The 14,880-nt window shown below is 57.1% G+C and carries 16 protein-coding genes; all 16 read left to right on the top strand.

Translation table 11 applies throughout. The features are described 5' to 3' along the window. The first annotated feature begins 388 nt into the window (after nucleotides 1-388). The 16 genes from ABRP95_RS10545 to der all read left to right on the top strand — a co-directional run bounded on the left by ABRP95_RS10545 (nucleotide 389) and on the right by der (nucleotide 14,837). Nucleotides 389-1,051: a tetratricopeptide repeat protein gene (locus ABRP95_RS10545; RefSeq protein WP_349839429.1), complete on the top strand. Its 663-nt coding sequence runs from the start codon at nucleotides 389-391 to the stop codon at nucleotides 1,049-1,051. After that, the gene (locus tag ABRP95_RS10540; RefSeq protein ID WP_284770717.1) at nucleotides 1,051-2,034 is read left to right on the top strand and encodes an HAD-IIA family hydrolase; all 984 of its coding nucleotides are present in this window, start codon (nucleotides 1,051-1,053) and stop codon (nucleotides 2,032-2,034) included. Before ABRP95_RS10545 ends, ABRP95_RS10540 begins: the two co-directional genes overlap by 1 nt. Next, a complete protein-coding gene (locus tag ABRP95_RS10535; protein ID WP_005282788.1) occupies nucleotides 2,025-2,186 on the top strand; it encodes a hypothetical protein in 162 nt (53 codons plus the stop codon). Before ABRP95_RS10540 ends, ABRP95_RS10535 begins: the two co-directional genes overlap by 10 nt. Further along, complete coding sequence (locus tag ABRP95_RS10530; protein WP_284864655.1) at nucleotides 2,186-2,992, top strand: TlyA family RNA methyltransferase; 807 nt, start codon at nucleotides 2,186-2,188, stop codon at nucleotides 2,990-2,992. Before ABRP95_RS10535 ends, ABRP95_RS10530 begins: the two co-directional genes overlap by 1 nt. After that, complete coding sequence (locus ABRP95_RS10525) at nucleotides 2,992-3,873, top strand: NAD kinase (protein WP_284772277.1); 882 nt, start codon at nucleotides 2,992-2,994, stop codon at nucleotides 3,871-3,873. Before ABRP95_RS10530 ends, ABRP95_RS10525 begins: the two co-directional genes overlap by 1 nt. After that, the gene (gene recN, locus ABRP95_RS10520) at nucleotides 3,873-5,543 is read left to right on the top strand and encodes a DNA repair protein RecN (protein ID WP_284772278.1); all 1,671 of its coding nucleotides are present in this window, start codon (nucleotides 3,873-3,875) and stop codon (nucleotides 5,541-5,543) included. The genes ABRP95_RS10525 and recN overlap by 1 nt, the downstream gene beginning before the upstream one ends. Before the next feature lie 10 nt (nucleotides 5,544-5,553). Then, complete coding sequence (gene steA, locus ABRP95_RS10515; RefSeq protein ID WP_349839428.1) at nucleotides 5,554-6,714, top strand: putative cytokinetic ring protein SteA; 1,161 nt, start codon at nucleotides 5,554-5,556, stop codon at nucleotides 6,712-6,714. A 14-nt stretch (nucleotides 6,715-6,728) separates the two neighbouring features. After that, nucleotides 6,729-7,637 (top strand): copper transporter, encoded by a 909-nt coding sequence (locus ABRP95_RS10510; protein WP_284772280.1) that lies wholly within the window; start codon nucleotides 6,729-6,731, stop codon nucleotides 7,635-7,637. A 2-nt stretch (nucleotides 7,638-7,639) separates the two neighbouring features. Next, nucleotides 7,640-8,278 (top strand): NUDIX domain-containing protein, encoded by a 639-nt coding sequence (locus ABRP95_RS10505; protein WP_284772281.1) that lies wholly within the window; start codon nucleotides 7,640-7,642, stop codon nucleotides 8,276-8,278. Next, nucleotides 8,275-9,165: a site-specific tyrosine recombinase XerD gene (gene xerD, locus ABRP95_RS10500; protein ID WP_349839427.1), complete on the top strand. Its 891-nt coding sequence runs from the start codon at nucleotides 8,275-8,277 to the stop codon at nucleotides 9,163-9,165. The genes ABRP95_RS10505 and xerD overlap by 4 nt, the downstream gene beginning before the upstream one ends. Nucleotides 9,166-9,329: 164 nt before the next feature. After that, nucleotides 9,330-10,202, top strand: a complete 873-nt coding sequence (locus tag ABRP95_RS10495; RefSeq protein WP_023022236.1) for a ParA family protein — start codon at nucleotides 9,330-9,332, stop codon at nucleotides 10,200-10,202. Between the two features lie 6 nt (nucleotides 10,203-10,208). Next, on the top strand, nucleotides 10,209-11,006 hold the full coding sequence (locus ABRP95_RS10490) for a segregation and condensation protein A (RefSeq protein ID WP_349839426.1): 798 nt from the start codon (nucleotides 10,209-10,211) through the stop codon (nucleotides 11,004-11,006). Nucleotides 11,007-11,043: 37 nt separating this feature from the next. After that, nucleotides 11,044-11,598 carry an SMC-Scp complex subunit ScpB gene (scpB, locus tag ABRP95_RS10485; protein ID WP_349839425.1) on the top strand — a complete coding sequence of 185 codons (555 nt, stop codon included), beginning with the start codon at nucleotides 11,044-11,046 and terminating at the stop codon, nucleotides 11,596-11,598. Between the two features lie 55 nt (nucleotides 11,599-11,653). Then, nucleotides 11,654-12,565 carry a pseudouridine synthase gene (locus ABRP95_RS10480; protein WP_005279286.1) on the top strand — a complete coding sequence of 304 codons (912 nt, stop codon included), beginning with the start codon at nucleotides 11,654-11,656 and terminating at the stop codon, nucleotides 12,563-12,565. Then, entirely contained in the window at nucleotides 12,565-13,254 is a 690-nt protein-coding gene (gene cmk / locus ABRP95_RS10475) for a (d)CMP kinase (protein ID WP_349839423.1), read from the top strand. Before ABRP95_RS10480 ends, cmk begins: the two co-directional genes overlap by 1 nt. Further along, nucleotides 13,254-14,837, top strand: coding sequence for a ribosome biogenesis GTPase Der (gene der, locus ABRP95_RS10470; RefSeq protein ID WP_349839421.1), 1,584 nt, complete (start codon nucleotides 13,254-13,256; stop codon nucleotides 14,835-14,837). Before cmk ends, der begins: the two co-directional genes overlap by 1 nt. Nucleotides 14,838-14,880: the final 43 nt, after the last annotated feature.

Here is a 14,880-nt window from a genome sequence, read left to right as displayed (position 1 = left end):
AACACACACTGGCACTACACCTGGAAACAATTCCTCACACACAAAAGAAACAAACACAACAACAAAAAATAAGAACCTATGATTCAGTACCGGAGTGGGGAATTGCGATGAAGTGCATCTAAACACGGACAAAGGTAAGGAAATTTCCAGATTCTTTGAATGTCGTTTAGCACTGTAGAATGGGTGCGGTATTTCTGTGCGAGTTCCAACCAAGAAAGGGTAGGACTGAATGTCGGAGCGCAACCAGCACGGCCGTAACGGCCGCGGACAAGACCGTCGGGGTCGAAATCCACGCAATTCGGGGGACCGTGTTTCTCGCGGAGGGGGAAAGAAGAAATCTTTCTCTCCACAGCGCTCTGGGTATAGGGAAGAGCGAATCAACCGGCGTATGACCGATCCGGATATTCCTGAAGAGGTTGATATCAATGACTTGGACCCATTGGTGCTCCAAGATTTGAAATCTCTCTCTAAAGAGAACTCGGAGGCCGTCGCCAAGCACATGATCATGGCGGCGACCTGGATGGACGATGATCCTAAATTGGCACTTCGACATGCGCGCGCGGCTAAGGACCGTGCGGGCCGCGTGGCTATCGCCAGAGAAGTTAATGGTATCGCTGCTTACCGTGCAGGCGAGTGGAAAGAGGCACTCGCCGAGCTCCGCGCTGCCCGCCGTATTTCTGGCGGTCCAGGAATGCTAGCGGTTATGGCTGATTGTGAACGAGGGCTGGGGCGGCCGGAAAAGGCATTGGAGTTAGGACGCAGCGAGGAGGCGAAAGAACTAGACAAAGAATCGGCTATTGAACTGGCGATCGTGCTGGCAGGTGCTCGCCTTGATCTCGATCAACCTGAATCAGCGGTGGTTACCATCCAGAGGGCACAACCTGACCGCAGCGATCGCGGAGTGAGTGCTTGTAGGTTGTCGTATGCCTATGCAAACGCTCTTCTCGCTGCGGGGCGCAGGGATGAAGCCCGCGGGTGGTTCGAGCACACTATCGCCATTGATGAGGGGGATTGGACCGATGCCGCAGACCGATTGGCGGAATGTAAATAATGAGTGTTTTGAGCAAACATGACGCCTTATTGCTGGACCTGGATGGAACCGTCTGGGAGGGCGGCCGTCCGCTAAGTAACGTAGTAGACGTTATTAATACGTGCGGCGTTCCCGCAGTATATGTAACAAATAATGCGTCGCGGAGCCCAGAAGCCGTCGCCACAATGCTGACGGATATCGGTTTGACTGCGGATTCTGGTGATATCGTCACCTCCGCCCAAGCGGTATTGCAGTTGGCCGCGGAGGAAATCCCGTCAGGTGCGAAAGTACTAATCATTGGCGCGGATTCTTTCCGGGACTTGGCCAAAGAGATGGGCTTTTCCGTGGTCTCGAGTGCTGATGATAAACCAGCAGCCGTCCTGCAAGGATTTGATAAGTCCGTTGATTGGGAACAGTTGACGGAGGGGGCGCTGGCTATCCGGGCAGGCGCGAAGTTTTTCGCCTCAAATTTGGATACATCCCTTCCAATTGAGCGGGGGCTAGGCGTTGGCAATGGCTCCCTAGTTGCTGCCGTCCAGAAGGCGACGGGAGTAGAGCCCGTTTCTGCCGGCAAACCTGAACCAGCGATGTTCTTCCTCGCGGCCAAGAAGGCCGGTTCCAAGAAGCCATTGGCGGTGGGCGACAGGCTAGATACGGATATCGTTGGGGGTAACGCCGCAGCGATGAATACCTTCCATGTCTTGACCGGTGTATCGGGCGAGCTGGAGCTTATCGAAGCCCCGGTGGAGGCACGGCCTAATTTTATTGGGGCAGGCATGCACGAGCTTTCATTGCCTATTTCGCAGGTGCGACCGGGACCGCAAGGAGATTTTACCGCGCGATGCGATGGGTATGATGTCCTATTGCAGGGGGGAAATGAATCCTCTACCTCGGTGCAAGCGCTGCGGACAGTCTTGGAAGTGGCGTGGTCGATGCCGGCACCACCTCGGTATATTCAGCCGCGTAGCGAATTTGCGGAAAAGGTTGTGTCGAAATGGCGGTAAAGCCACACGATTTTCGGGCCGTGAAAGAGCCTGAAGAAGTAGATTCGGAGATTTCGACAATTCTTGGCGAAGATGCGCCAACACTCGCAGAAGAAGTCGACCAACTGGACAGGGCGCATTCCGTATTGCGGAATGCTTTGCAGGAGAACTAATGCCACCACAACGCCGCAGGCTGGATGCAGAACTTGTGCGCCGAAAGATTGCGCGATCTCGTGAGCAAGCCCGCGAGATGATCAAGTCTGGCCGTGTGACCGTCGGCGGGTTTAAAGCAGAAAAGCCAGCAACAGTTGTGGATCCTGAAGTCTCCATCAAGGTCGAGGAGTCTGAGGAAGACAGGTGGGCGTCTCGCGGCGCGCATAAGCTTTTGGGCGCACTAGCCACATTCGACGTCGACATGGCTGGCCGCATCTTAGATGCAGGGGCATCGACAGGAGGATTTACAGATGTGTGCTTGGCGTCTGGTGCGCGTGAGGTGCTATCCGTTGACGTCGGGTATGGGCAATTAATGTGGCGCCTGCAAAATGACGACCGCGTGACGGTTTTGGATAGGACCAATATCCGCACTATTAATCCGGAGATGATCAATGGCCTGTGCGATGGCATGGTCGGGGATTTATCTTTCATTTCCCTAAAACTGGTGCTGCCAGCAATTGTGGAGTGCATGAAGGACGGAGCGTGGCTGCTGCCGATGGTCAAGCCGCAGTTTGAGGTGGGCAAAGAGCGCATCGGCAGCGGCGGGGTGGTTCGTTCTCCGGAGATGCGCAAAGAGGTCACGCAGGACGTTGCTGAATTTGCCGTGTCTTTAGGCCTTAGTCTGCACGGTGTTGTGGCTTCACCGTTGCCGGGTCCGAGTGGAAATGTGGAATATTTCCTGTGGCTGAAAAAGGACGGTATGTCCACGGACGTGGCTACAATGAAACAGATGATTGATACTGCTGTTGAAGAAGGTCCGCAGTAATGCGAGAGATATTGTTGGTTCCACATGCCAATCGCGCAGAGAACCTGCAGGCTACCTCCCGTGCAGCCGAGTTATTGCAGGAGGCAGGGATAACGGTTCGCGTTTGTGCGGACGAAACCGTCCTGCCAGGGCTACAGCACGTGCCGCATTCTGATGCTGCGGCGGAAGGATGTGAATTGGTTCTTGTTCTCGGCGGTGACGGCACCTTCCTGCGCGCGGCTGATATGGCACGCGCGGTTGATATTCCGGTCCTCGGAGTGAATCTAGGGCACGTAGGCTTCCTCGCGGAATGGGAAGTGGAGTCATTAGACCGTGCCGTGGCTCGCGTAATAGAGAAGAGCTACCGGGTGGAGGACAGGCTGACGGTGGATGTCTCTATTTCGGATGCTAACGGTCACCATCTGGCTAGCAGTTGGGCTTTGAATGAGGCCTCGGTAGAAAACCAGAACAGGTCGGGCGTGTTGGATGCGATTTTGGAGATCGACCGGCGCCCGGTCTCGTCGTTCGGTTGTGACGGCGTGCTGATTTCGACTCCTACGGGATCTACGGCGTATGCATTTTCTGCCGGCGGCCCAGTGCTGTGGCCATCGCTAGATGCAATCTTGGTCGTGCCGAATAATGCCCATGCACTCTTTACTAAACCTTTAGTAGTTTCTCCCAACTCTTTGGTGGCGGTGGAATCAACCATGCAAACCACACCGGCCGTGGTTATTTTGGATGGGTGCAGGGAACTTATTATGCCGCCGGGCGCCCGCGTTGAGGTGGTGCGCGGTAAGCGCCCCGTACGCTGGGTGCGGTTGGATGATCAGCCCTTTACGGATCGATTGGTCTCTAAGCTGCGGCTGCCTGTGGAAGGCTGGCGTGGACCGAAGGAGAAATAGTGCTTGTCGATATTTCTATCAATGATTTAGGAGTCATTCGCCATAGCTCTGCGGAATTATCGGAGGGCCTGACCGTATTGACCGGTGAGACCGGCGCTGGCAAAACCATGGTGGTTACGGGGCTTCGATTGTTGGCCGGCGGGCGTGCCGATGCCTCTCGGGTGCGCGATGGCGCTAAAAAAGCGGCCGTGGAGGGCCATTTTAGTTCCGCGAAGGAGAGCATCAGCCAGCTGGTGGACTCGGTGGGCGGTGAGCCAGATGAAAATGGTGAATTTATTGTCTCGCGCACGGTTTCGGCTGCGGGGCGATCGCGGGCGTATTTGGGAGGGCGAGCCGTACCGGCCGCCACGTTGGGAGATTTCGCGCGGGAGATAATTACCGTGCATGGTCAGAATGACCAATTGCGCCTCTTGGCCCCAGAGGAGCAACTCGCGGCCGTGGACCGTGCAGACCCGCAACTGGCTGGCGTTCGGGAAGACTATGCTGAGGCCTTTAAAAAGTGGCGCAGCCTGGCCAAGGACTATCGTCGGCGCACCGAGTCTCGTAGGGAGCTTGCCCAGGAAGCTGACCGCCTGCAATATGCGCTAGAGGAAATCAACGGTGTGGCACCCGAGCCAGGGGAAGACGCGGAGCTAGTGCAGTTGGTGCAGCGCTTGCAAGACGTCGACGGGCTGCGCGAATCCGCACACACTGCCTTGGCGGCGATCGATGGAACGGAAGAGCTTGATGAGGCTGCTTCTTCGCTGCTAGGGCGCGCGGGATCAGCGTTGGTGGGATCCTCGGATAAAGAGCTGGCGGATTTGGGCGAGCGCATATCTGAAATCACCTCGCAGCTAGGCGATATTTCGGCCGAGCTCGGTGGATACCTCGCGGGGCTGCCGGCAGATCCGAATCTGCTGGAGAAGTCACTGCAACGCCAACAGGATCTCCGAGCCTTGACCCGCAAATACGCCAGCGATATCGACGGCGTTTTGGCATGGCGCGATGAGGCGGAGTCCAAATTGCAGTCGATGGATACCTCGACGGAAGTCCTCGAGGAGCTGAAGGCGCAGGTCAAAGAGGCCGAGCAGGAGATGATGCAGAAGGCGGCGGAGCTTACGAAGGGCCGCCGAAAAGCAGCGGAGACGCTGGGCAAACTGGTGACTGAAGAGCTGCATGGATTGGCCATGCCCAATTCCACATTGTCGGTTGAACTGTCCGCGGCTAAGTATTCCAAGACGGGCGCCGATGCCGCGGAGTTGCAGCTCAATGGGAAGCCGTTGGCCACCGCGGCCTCCGGTGGCGAGTTGTCTCGCGTCATGCTTGCCCTTGAGGTCGTGCTCGCCAGCGAGGACGGTGCGACATTGGTCTTCGATGAGGTCGATGCCGGCGTGGGCGGGCGTGCGGCGGTAGAAATTGGGCGTCGGCTAGCGCGGCTAGCTGCGCATAATCAGGTTATCGTCGTGACGCACCTGCCGCAGGTAGCTGCGTATGCGGATGCGCATTTGCATGTCTCGAAGGACAAATTTACCTCGGGGGTAGCCGAGCTAACGGAGCAGGAGCGCGTGGAGGAATTGGCGCGCATGCTGGCTGGTTTGGATGACACGGAGACGGGGCGCGCGCATGCCCAAGAGCTTTTTGATCGCGCACAAAAAGAAGCTTCCGCGCGCCTTACCCAGCTGGCGGACTAAGCAAGGAACAATGGAGCCCATGGCTCTGTTTTCCCGTACCCCCGATCATCCTGGTGAGCATGCTGCATTGCGCGATTGCACCCCGGGAGCGAAAGGTCTTAAGAAGTTTTCTGCAGGTGACATCGCCGTTATTGATGCGGCGAATATTTCTCGCCCCGAGGCACAAACGCTTGTGGAATTACAGCCCTCCGCGGTGGTCAACGTCGCCAGGTTTTCTACTGGCTCCATTCCTAATTGCGGCCCGCACATGCTTCTCGATGCCGATATTGACCTCCTCGAAGGCCTCGGCGAGGAATTTATCTCCGAGTTTAAGGATGGCAAGAAGGCACATATTGGGGACGATGGAAAGGTCTACGTCGCGGATAAAGTAATCGGGACGGGGCAGAAGGTTTCCAGGGAGCGCGCAGACAAGAACTTCAAGGCGGCACAAAGCGCACTCATTGACCACATGGAGTCCTATTTCGCGAGCTCCATCGACTTCATTAACTCTGAGGGCCCCTTGCTTATCGATGGCCTCGGGGTCCCCGCATCCGGTGCCGAGATTGCTGGCCGGAAGGTCATCGTTTTATCTCCTACCGAAGACCACCGCTCCCAGCTAAAAGAATTGCGGAATTTCATTCGGGAGTATGAGCCGCTGCTCATTGCGGTTGATGAAGCCGCGGATTCTTTGCTGGAGCAGGGATATAAGCCTGACTTTATCATTGGCGATCCTGCCAAGGTAAGCGATGAGTCGCTGCGTTGCGGTGCGCGCATTGTGGTGCCCGCGGATCCAGAAGGCAGCGTGGAGAGCATTGACCGCATCCAAGAATTGGGCATCGGAGCCATGACGTTTCCGGCGGCTTCGGAATCGGCCACGGATTTAGCGCTGCTCTTTGCGGATTACCACGGTGCGGGCCTTATCGTGCAGGCAGGTGGTGGTTTTGACCTCGATGATGTTTTTGCCAACCGCGTGGCTCCGTCTGCTGTACTGTCTCGGCTGAAGGCCGGAACCAAGGTGGTCGATGCTGAGGCAGTAATCAACCTGTATTCCGCTCCGTCCTCGCACCTTGGTTGGCTATGGGCCCTTTTGAGCATTTTGGTGGCGATTGCAGCGATCATCTTGATCGTGGGCTTCGGCGGGAGCCAGGATTTCTTGAGTAATTTAAGCCAGACGTGGTCGAGCCTATTCTAAGCGGGGGTAAAAATATGGCGAAAGCGCAACTAATTACGGGCCTCGGACTTGGGGCGGCGGTTGGAGTGGCCCTTGGTGCCTTGGTGATCGCGCCCAACCTGACCACCAGCGTGGCCGACGATGACCCGATCCGTGCAGAACACCGCAAGGTGGTGCAAGAAAATAAGATCTTGCAGAATCAAAACGAGGCGAGTGATGACATCGTCAGTGATGTAGCCCCAGATTTGGTCTCCGGTACATTATCGCAGCGGCCAGTGCTGGTTATTTCCACCGATGATGCAAGTAGCAATGAACTTTCTGAAATCACGAAACTCTTAGAAGCCTCCGGGGCCACCACTGCAGGAGAAATCAAGCTAAGTAAAGACTTCCTGCGGGGGGAAAGCAAAGACGATATCGTAAAAATCCTTAAAGATAAGGCCCCGAAAAAGGCAGATCTTAAGGGACTCGATAAAACCGTGGGAAGCTACGGCGGCGAGGTTTTGGGGGCGGCCTTATCCATGGATCCAGAAAGCACGGAGCCAATCGCAAGCGTAAAGGAACGATCTGAGCTGCTGCGTGCCCTGCGTGATGAGGATTTTATTGATTATAAGGACGGGACCATCCTTCCCGCCCAGTCCATCATCATTGTTTCCGGCAGTGGGGTGCGCGGATACTATTCGGACACCTTGGCTGAGTTAGCCACCGCTTTGGATGAGGTCAATGGCAGCGTGGTGCTTAGCGCACGGAGCAAGCAGACCCAAGATGATAAGACAATAGAGCAGTTGCGCACCAAGGACGTGAATCTTTCTACCGTAGATGGTATTGAGCGTGCGGTAGAGCGCATTGCCGTGATTTCCGCTGCCGAAGAACAGCTTAATGGGGGCAGGGGAGACTACGGTTCAGCAGAAAGCGCGGATTCCGCCCTACCTGAAGAGGAGAAATAACAGTGGCTCACGATTTTCAGGTCTTGGATTCAGAGTTAATTTTCGATGCCCCTATCGTGGCCGTACGCCGCGATACCTTGTCCATGCCGGGAGGGAACACCGCGGATAGGGAGATCATCGAGCACTTGGGCGCCGTCGCGGTAGTGGCCTTGGATGAGGATCGGCGCATCGCGATGGTGCATCAGTACCGGCATAGCGTCGGCAAGCGGCTGTGGGAACTGCCGGCAGGATTGCTTGATGTAAAGGGCGAGGATGAGCTTTCCGGCGCGCAGCGCGAGTTGCAGGAGGAAGCGGGCCTTGCCGCGAAGGATTGGGAAGTTCTCACGGATATGGTGACCTCACCGGGGTTTTGTGAGGAAGCCGTGCGGATTTTCCTTGCTCGCGACCTTAGCGAGGTACCGGCGCTGCACGATACCGGCGATGAAGAAGCCGATATGGATTTTGCCTGGGTTGATTTAGATAAGGCAGTTGACAAGGTGCTGGGCGGTGAGATAGTTAATTCCGTTGCGTGCGCGGGTATTTTATCCGCATATGCCACGGTCATTGGTGGAAAGCCGACGCGTTCGGTGGATGCGCCGTTCGATTTGCGCCCAACCCATATGGCTGCTCGACGCAGCGGACCGGATCTGAAAAAGCAGTGACTGCTGCAGAGGACATCGCTCAGACCTGGTTGAATCACCTCGCCGTCGAACGCGGCGTTTCAGCAAATACCCTGAGCAATTACCGGCGGGATATTCGCAGGTATGTGGATTGGCTGGCAGTAAATGGGGTCCAGGATCTACGGCAGGTAACTCGACCTATGGTGGAGGCCTATTTAAAGGATCTGCGTGAAAATATGGCGGTATCTTCTGCCAACCGTGCCCTCATTGTTGCGCGCGGGTTGCATAAATTCGCCGTTGCGGAAGGCGAGGTCGATAGCGATGTTGCCGTCGAGGTAAGCCCACCTTCCACGGGGCAACACTTGCCGGAAACCTTGAGCGTGGATGAGGTGTCACGGCTCATCGAATCGACGCCTACGGAAACGCCGGTTGACCTTCGCGATAGAGCGCTTCTAGAAGTGCTTTATGGCACTGGCGCGCGCATTTCTGAGGTAATCTCGCTCAACGTCGATGACGTAGCTACTGCCGATGACGTCTTAATGCTGCATGGCAAAGGCAATAAGGAGCGGCTTGTACCCCTTGGCTCGCACGCCAGGCAGGCCATCGACGCCTACCTAGTGCGCGCCCGGCCCGTGCTGGGAAAGGGGAAGACCGCCGCGCTGTTTTTGAATACGCGCGGCGGCGCGCTCTCGCGGCAAAGCGCGTGGTCCATTATTAAGACGGCCGCGCAGCGTAGCCAGTTGGATAAATCTATTTCCCCGCACACGCTGCGCCATTCCTTTGCCACGCACCTTCTCGAAGGCGGTGCCGATGTGCGCACCGTGCAGGAACTTTTAGGGCATTCCTCAGTGACTACGACGCAGATCTATACGCACGTTACTGCTGATTCCTTGCGGGAGGTGTGGCGGACAGCGCATCCTCGGGCGTAGCTTCCACTCGTGCGGCAGGTGCTTAAGTCAAAGGTAGAGACTTGATATTTGCAAAGTCTCGGTAGTCATTAAGGGGAGCGGGTACGCTATAGTTACAACGTTGTAAGCAACCCTATGCCAAATGTCATGGTCCATGACTAGGCGTCAAGGAAGAAGGTTTGACTGTGAGCGAAGAGGGTCTCTTTTCAGCCTCTGATGTAGAGACGGGGCTAACTGGCCGCCCTGTCCGCGAGCTGCCGGAACCCGCCCCCTTGGAAAAACATGGGCCCGCCACCATCATCTCGATGTGTAACCAAAAGGGCGGCGTGGGCAAGACCACGTCAACCATCAATATGGGGGCCTGCCTCGCAGAGTATGGACGCAAGGTCCTACTGGTTGATTTGGACCCGCAAGGCGCCCTTTCCGCTGGGCTGGGATTAAACCATGACGACATCGAGGACTCGATTTATGACGTAATGCTGGATAGCCATACCTCTATCCACTCCGCCATTCACCACACCAGCGTGTCCGGCATGGACCTCGTTCCGGCCAATATTGACCTTTCCGCAGCAGAGATCCAGATGGTCAATGAAGTAGGCCGCGAGCATACCTTGGCGCGCGCCCTGCGTCCGGTGCGCCGGGATTATGACTTCATCATCATTGACTGCCAGCCTTCCTTGGGGCTGCTTACGGTCAACGCCTTGGCCTGTTCCCAGGGCGTCATCATCCCCATGGAATGCGAGTTCTTCTCGCTGCGCGGGCTTGCCTTGCTCACGGACACGGTGGAAAAGGTCTCTGACCGCATCAACTTCGATCTGGAGGTCATGGGCATTCTGGTCACCATGTTTGATCGGCGCACCAAGCATGCCCGCGAGGTAATGTCCCGCGTGGTGGAATACTTTGGGGATCAAGTATTCGATACCGTCATTACCCGTACCGTGCGCTTCCCAGAAACCTCCGTGGCCGGCGAGCCCATCACCTCGTGGGCGCCCAATTCACAGGCCGCGCAGCAATACCGCGATCTGGCGAAGGAAGTCATCGAGCGCTCGACCGTCTAAGCTACCGTGACGCAACCAGAGATTACGGGATTCCGCATTGCCCTGCGGAATTTCGAGGGGCCATTTGATCTGCTTTTGCAGCTCATCCAGGCCAAGAAGATGGATATCACGGATGTGGCCTTGTCTGAGGTGACCGATGAATTTGTGGGCTACACGCGCCAATTGGGCGAGAACGCGGATTTGGATGAGACGACTGATTTCTTGGTCGTGGCGGCGACGCTATTGGACTTAAAGGCCGCACGGCTATTGCCACGGGGTGAGGTCGATGATCTAGAGGACCTAGAGTTGCTGGAGTCGCGTGACCTGCTCTTTGCCCGGCTTTTGCAGTACAAGGCCTATAAACATGCGGCGGACCAATTTGCCCGCTGGCAGCGAGAGGCGCAGCGCAGTTATCCGCGTGCGGTCAGCATCGAGGAGCAATTTGCAGAGCTTTTACCTCCCGTAACCCTGGGCCATACTCCAGCGAGCTTTGCGGAAATGGCGGCGGGCGTCTTTCGCCCCAAGCCGCCGGAAGAAGTGGCAACGGGCCATATTCATGGCGTCGCCGTCTCCGTGCCCGAGCAGGCTGGAAAGATCCTCGAAACGCTCAAACTCATGGGTGCCGGGCAGTGGACAAGTTTTTCCTCCCTTACCCGGGATTGCACCACAACCATGCATATCGTCTCCAGGTACTTGGCGCTTTTGGAACTATTTAAGGCCAAGGCGGTTGATGCCCAGCAGGAGGAACCGCTGGGCCAGCTGGACCTTTCCTGGACCGGCTTGGACGTAGATCCTGCGGTCGTTGCAGCAGCAAATTGGGACTAGTGCTAGCACCGCCTTCCGTGGTTGTACTCTAAGGGGCATGGATCTTCCGCTCATTTCGCAATTGCGATCCCGGCTTGAATCGATCTTGCTGGTGCTCGATTCGCCGGCATCCGTAGAGTCCCTGGCGCGGGCGCTTAGCGTTGAACCAGCGGTCATTAGTGACTGCTTGCGGGCAATCCAACGCGAATTCGATAGCCGCGGCTCTGGAATTGACCTGCGCGAAACCCCTGAGGGTTGGCGGTTTTATACCCGCCAGGAAAACGCCAGCGCGGTGGAGGAGTTTTTATTGGATGGGGCGCAAACGAAGCTCTCGCGCGCGGCCTTGGAAACGCTAGCCGTCGTGGCCTATCGCCAACCGGTCACACGCCAGCAGGTCTCTGCGGTGCGCGGTGTCAACGTGGACGGCGTAATGCGCACCCTTAACCTGCGAGGGCTCATCCGCGAGCTCCCGCAGGACGAGTTCGAAGGAGCGTCGCACCGGTATGAAACCACGGAACTTTTCCTCGAACTCTTAGGCATAGACTCGTTGGAACGCCTTCCTGATTTGGCACCGCTTCTCCCAGATGTCGATGCAATCGACGAAGAGTACTGAGGTGGGGTAGACTCACGCAGGTAATTTCATATCTTCGAGAGAAAAGGACACTTAAGTGACTCCTCCCGCTCGCCGTGACGGCACACCGGATAAGAAGCAGCGAGACAGCGATATCGTTGTCTCTAATGCCAAGCCGGCTCGTAATCAACACGTTTCCAAGAAAAAGCAGAAGGCCACTGCAGAATCGGTGGCGCGCGATTTGGGCGCTGACTGGCTGGTCGATGACGATAAGCCCAAGGGCGAGCGCCTGCAGAAGGTCTTGGCCAAGGCGGGCGTCGCATCGCGGCGCCACGCGGAGATCCTCATTGATGCCGGCCGTGTCGAAGTAAATGGCAATGTCATTCTCAAGCAGGGCGTTAAGGTCAATCCCGCCGTGGACGTCATCCGCGTCGACGGTGTTCGCGTTAACGTCAACGAAGACCAAGAATATTTCATCCTCAATAAACCCCGCGGAATGCAGTCAACGATGTCAGATGACCTCGGCCGCCCCTGCGTGGGTGACGTGGTGTCTGAAAAGGTTGCCTCGGGCCAGCGCCTATTCCACGTAGGCCGCTTGGATGCGGATACGGAAGGCCTGCTCATCCTCACCAACGATGGGGAATTGGCGAACCGCCTGATGCACCCCAAGTATGAGGTGAAGAAAACCTACTTGGCCACGGTATTGGGTGAGGCCGATAATAAGCTTGTGCGCCAGCTCAAAGAGGGCATCGAGCTAGAAGATGGCCTGGCAAAGGCCGATTTCGTGCAGGTAGTGGACAAAAACCAGGGGTTCTCTCTGGTCCGAGTAGAGCTGCACGAAGGGCGCAAGCACATCGTGCGCCGCTTGCTGAAGGAAGCCGGCTATCCCGTGCAGCGCTTGGTGCGCACCAAGCTGCACACGGTCCAATTGGGCGATATGAAGCCCGGCGGACTGCGCGCGCTAAATTCCAACGAGTTGACGAGCTTGTACAAGGCGGTGGGAATGTAATGATTTCGAATATGCCTGATGAAGGCCTGATTCTTGCGGTCGATGGCCCCTCCGGAACGGGAAAGTCCACGACATGCCGGGCCCTAGCCAAGCAATTGGATGCAAAATACATCGATACCGGCGCCATGTACCGCGTGGCAACCTTGGCGGTATTGCGCCAAGGCGTGGATCCCGCGGACAAGGAAGCGGTGATTTCCGCGACGGCTAACCTCCCCTTGGAGGTCTCCGATGATCCGGATTCCACGCAGGTGCTTTTCGATGGCGCCGATGTCTCCCGCGTCATCCGGGAAGATGAGGTCACCCAGAACGTCTCCGCAGTATCTGCCATCCCGGAGGTGCGGGAGAACTTGGTGTCATTGCAGCGCACGCTGGCGCAGCGCGCCCACCGCGCCATCGTAGAGGGCCGCGATATCGGCACCGTCGTGCTGGCCGATGCACCAGCGAAGGCCTTTATGACGGCTTCTGCGGAAGTCCGTGCTCAGCGCCGACACGATCAAAACGAAAAGGCCGGCATTGCCTCCGATTTTGAATCTGTACTGGCGGATGTGCAGCGCCGCGATGCCGCGGATTCTTCCCGCGCAACCTCACCGCTTCGCCCAGCCGACGATGCGACTATCGTCGATACCTCTGACATGAGCCCGGAGGACGTCGTGCAGGCTCTTATCAACGTGGTTAAGGAGTCCCGCTGATGAGCAATAAAGATTTTGAGTCCCCAGAGGAAGAAGTCACGCAGTTCCATTACCCTGCGGGTAAGTTCGACGAGGAAACGGTAGAGACCTCGCCGGGGTGGGCTACGGACGATTTCGATGCTGAAGAATTTGATTACGACTTTGATGAGTCAGAGTTCGGCGAGGCCGATTACGGGGATGAGGAAGACCTAGAGCAGCCTCTCAGTGAGGACGAGTGGGAGCAGCTCTCGCAATCGCTCGGATTTGCCGATGCCACCGAAGAAGCCCTGTGCACCGTCGCTATTGTGGGCCGGCCGAATGTGGGCAAGTCATCGTTGGTTAATCGCTTCCTCGGCCGCCGCGAGGCCGTTGTAGAAGATCACCCTGGCGTGACCCGTGACCGCGTCTCCTATGTGGCGGACTGGAATGGACAGCGCTTTATCGTGCAGGATACCGGCGGCTGGGATCCCAACGTCAAAGGCATGCACGCCGATATGGCCCGCCAAGCAGAAATGGCGATGGATACCGCCGATGTCATCGTGATGGTGGTAGACACCAAGGTAGGCATTACGGAAACCGATGAGGTCATGGCGCGCCGCCTGCAAAAATCCCCGGTTCCGGTGATCGTGGTATCGAATAAATTCGATTCCGATAACCAGTATGCGGATATGGCGCAGTTTTACGCCTTGGGCCTCGGGGATCCGTGGCCGGTTTCCGCGCAGCACGGGCGCGGTGGCGCGGACGTGCTGGATGAGATCCTGCGCAGCTTCCCCGAAGAACCGCGCGAGACCTCGATTACGTCGGGACCTCGCCGCGTCGCGCTCGTCGGCAGGCCGAATGTGGGCAAGTCCTCGCTGCTCAATAAGCTCACCAGCGAGGAGCGCTCGGTGGTAGATAATGTCGCCGGCACCACGGTAGACCCCGTGGACTCGCTGGTGCAGCTGGATGAGCAGTTGTGGAAGTTCATTGATACCGCGGGCCTGCGCAAGAAGGTCAAGAACGCGCAGGGTCACGAGTACTATGCTTCCTTGCGCACCCGCGGCGTGATCGATGCTGCCGAGGTATGCATCATGCTTATCGATGCCTCCGGGGAGATCTCCGAGCAGGACCAGCGCGTGCTCAATATGGTGCTGGAATCCGGCAAGGCCTTGGTCATCGCGTTCAATAAGTGGGATCTGATGGATGAGGACCGCCGCTATTACCTCGATCGTGAGATTGACGAGCAGCTGCGACACTTGCCGTGGGTCACCCGCGTCAATATTTCTGCTGAGACCGGTCGCGCCCTGCAAAAGCTGGAGCCTGCCATGATTGAGGCCCTAGAAAGCTGGGATCAACGCGTGTCTACCGGTCAGCTCAACAACTGGATGCGGGAGGCCATCGCTGCCAACCCGCCGCCGATGAAGAATAATCGTTTGCCGCGCGTGCTCTTTGCTACGCAGGCATCGACCCAGCCACCGACGATTGTTTTATTTACCACTGGGTTCCTCGACGCATCCTACCGGCGCTACCTTGAGCGCAAATTCCGCGAGCGTTTTGGTTTCCACGGCACTCCCATCCGCATCGCCGTGCGAGTGCGCGAACGCCGAGGCAAAAAGCGGAAATAAGAGTTCACTGCGAATACGAGCGAAGCTTTCACAACCGTGGGGC

Source organism: Corynebacterium sp. KPL2895 (genome assembly GCF_040225815.1).
Classification (GTDB): domain Bacteria; phylum Actinomycetota; class Actinomycetes; order Mycobacteriales; family Mycobacteriaceae; genus Corynebacterium; species Corynebacterium rhinophilum.
Note: the sequence above shows the minus strand (reverse complement) of the source record. Positions and strands in the feature narration are given on the sequence as shown.